The sequence below is a fragment of the Streptomyces turgidiscabies Car8 genome (assembly GCF_000331005.1).
GTDB classification, from domain to species: Bacteria; Actinomycetota; Actinomycetes; order Streptomycetales; family Streptomycetaceae; genus Streptomyces; species Streptomyces turgidiscabies.
In genome coordinates this window covers 1-1,864 of record NZ_AEJB01000424.1, presented here as the reverse complement: position 1 = coordinate 1,864, position 1,864 = coordinate 1, and the positions used below count along the sequence as shown (strand labels likewise).

General features: G+C 73.6%; 1 protein-coding gene. It reads right to left on the bottom strand.

Translation table 11 applies throughout. The features are described 5' to 3' along the window. Window positions 1-28: 28 nt before the first annotated feature. Window positions 29-1,708, bottom strand: a complete 1,680-nt coding sequence (atzF, locus tag STRTUCAR8_RS31410; protein ID WP_044473221.1) for an allophanate hydrolase — start codon at window positions 1,706-1,708, stop codon at window positions 29-31. Window positions 1,709-1,864: the final 156 nt, after the last annotated feature.

Sequence of the window (1,864 nt, the reverse complement as noted above, 5' to 3'; positions counted from 1 at the left end):
GCCCACACACGGAGCGTGTGAGCGGCCGTCAGACGCGACTGTTCAGGTACGCGCGCCAGCCGCCGTACGTCGTGATGTCCTCGGCGCCTTTGAGGGCGGTCGGTTCGCACAGGAAGCCGGGTACGTGGGTGCCGTCGGCGAGTTCGAGGCGGCCCAGCGCCATCGGGCGGGGAAGGGCCGCGAGGAAGTGACCGAGGCCTTCGGCGGGCAGGCGCCACACCTCGGCCTCGATGGCCGCACCGGTGGTTTCCCCTTCGCCGACGTGGACCAGGCCCGGCTTCGGCGGGGTCGTGGCGAGGGCGTGCAGCCGGTAGACGGGGGCTGTCGTGGTCGTCCGCTCCAACCGGGCTCCCAGGGCGAGAAGTTGAGGGTTCAGCGGCTGGCCCGCGAGATGGGCTCCGACCACGGCCAGGCGGACCTCGGGCTGCATCAGGCGGGCGATCGTGGCGAGTCGTTCGTCGGTGAACGCCGGGCCGATCAGCATCACGCCGAAGGGAAGGCCGTCCACCTGGCCCGCGGGTACGGCGACCGCGGCCTGGTCGAAGAGGTTGGTGGAGTTGGTGAACCGGCCCAGGCGGGCGTTGGCGCCCAGCGGGTCGGCGGCGACCTCGGCGAGGGTGGGGTGACCGGGGGTTGTTGGCAACAGCAGAGCGTCACTGTCGCCCAGTTCGGCGAGGGCGTCGGCGCGCAGGGCGGTCAGCCGCTCCTGGTCGGCGTAGAGCTGGTGGGCGGGGATGTCGCGGGCGCGCGTGATGATGCCGGCGACAGTGGGGTCCAGGGTCGCGCTCGCTTCGCCTCCCTCGGCGAGCAACTTGTCGACAAAGGCACCTACTGCCGTGTAGCGCTCCGCGACGAACGCGCCCTGGTACAGCATCGCGGCGGCCTCGGTGAACGGCGTGAGGTCGAGCGTGCGGACGGAGACACCCGCGGCGCGCAGCTGCGTCACCGCCGCCTCGTACGCCTCCGCCCAGCCAGGGTCGAGTTCGCCGAGCTGGGCGAGCGGAGGGACCGCCACGCGCCAGGGGCCGGGGGCGCGTTGGGGGAGGGGCGGGAGGTCCCGGGCGGACGGGGACGCCATGTGCGCGAGTGCCTGCTCGGCCTCGGAGAGCGTACGGGCGAAGACGGTCACACAGTCGAGGGACGCACAGGCCGGCACGACGCCGGTGGTGGGGACCAGGCCCCGGGTGGGCTTGAGGCCGACGATGCCGTTGAAGGCGGCGGGGACGCGGCCTGAGCCCGCGGTGTCGGTGCCGAGGGCGAAGTCGACGAGGCCCAGCGTCACGGCTGTCGCGGAGCCGGAGCTGGAGCCGCCGCTGATACGGGCGGGGTCGTGGGCGTTGCGGACGGCGCCGTAGGGGGAGCGGGTGCCGACGAGGCCGGTGGCGAACTGGTCGAGGTTGGTGGTGCCGAGGAGGAGGGCGCCGGCGTTCCGCAGGCGGGCGACGACCGGGGCGTCGGCCTCGGGGTGGTAGGCGTAGGCCGGGCAGCCGGCGGTGGTGGGGAGGCCCTGGACGTCGATGTTGCCCTTGGCGGCGAAGAGTCTGCCGGCGAGGGGGAGGTGGTCGCCTGCGGCGAGGCGTTCGTCGATGCGGGTGGCTTCTGCCTCGGCCTCGGACTGGGGGCGCAGGTCGATCCAGACCTCGGGGCGGTCCACGGCGGCTATGCGGGCGTAGGCCATACGGACTCGGGTGAGGGTGGGGGTCGACATCGGGGCTCCTTGGGCTGGGTGGTGCTGTCGGGCGCGAGGTGGTGGGCGGGTTGTTTCGCCCCCGCCGCCCCTACCCGTCCCATCCCTGGGGGCTACCGCCCCCAGACCCCCGCTTCGGCCCTGAAGGGGCCTTGTCCTCAAACGCCGGACGGGCTG